Annotated in this window: 2 protein-coding genes; both read left to right on the top strand. The window is 38.7% G+C overall.

The features are described from left to right. Window positions 1-312, top strand: a 312-nt coding sequence (locus ACFIKB_RS09460) for a type II toxin-antitoxin system RelE/ParE family toxin (protein WP_017196508.1), incomplete at its 5' end; no start/stop codon positions are given. Continuing rightward, entirely contained in the window at window positions 293-574 is a 282-nt protein-coding gene (locus ACFIKB_RS09455; RefSeq protein ID WP_273788712.1) for an addiction module antidote protein, read from the top strand. The genes ACFIKB_RS09460 and ACFIKB_RS09455, both read left to right, overlap by 20 nt. Window positions 575-782: the final 208 nt, after the last annotated feature.

Raw genomic sequence — 782 nt, 5'->3', positions numbered from 1 at the left:
ATGGTAGCGATAATAAAAACAACAGATGAATTCGATAACTGGTTAGAAAAACTTAAAGACAGAAAAGCTGCTAATATAATTCTTGCAAGGCTTCATAGAATTCGTTCAGGGCTTTTGGGTGATGCAAAGTTTTTTAATGGTATAGGTGAATTACGTATCCACTATGGTGCTGGTTACCGAATTTATTTTACAAAAAAAGGCGATAAAATCATTATATTGCTTTGTGGTGGTGACAAATCCACACAATCCAGTGATATTCAAAAAGCCTTATCTCTTTTAGAGGATCTTAAAAATGAAATTGAAAACCTTTAACTTTGAAAAACACCTCACAACACCAGAATCTCAAGAAGTCTTTTTAAATGAAGCCTTCAAAACTGGTGATGCCTCTCATATAGCGGATGCCCTTGGCATTGTTGCTAGAGCACAAAATATGAGTGCCTTAGCAAAAGAAACCAATCGCGAACGCAGTGGATTATACCGCTCTTTAAGCAAAACAGGTGACCCTAAACTTTCTACCTTAGTCGCTGTCTTATCTGCCCTTAATTTGCAACTCTCTGTACAATCTGCTCCATAAATCGTGAGGGGAATTAAGCCTTCCCCTATACCTCTCAACGATTGGTCACGAATTGCACGACCACAACACACTCTCCAGCCGCGGTTGTTTTATCCCGTGTTGCATAAAGCGTAAGCTCTTGATCTTCTGGAACAAACTCTTTTTGGTTGGTTGATGTAAAATCTTGCGTACCTTGGGCTTTGATGTCCTTTTCACTAAACTCATTACC

Origin of the sequence: Bartonella sp. MR110HLJHH, from assembly GCF_042194225.1 — a bacterium.
Classification (GTDB): Bacteria; Pseudomonadota; Alphaproteobacteria; order Rhizobiales; family Rhizobiaceae; genus Bartonella; species Bartonella grahamii.
This window is presented reverse-complemented; position numbering and strand designations above follow the sequence as displayed.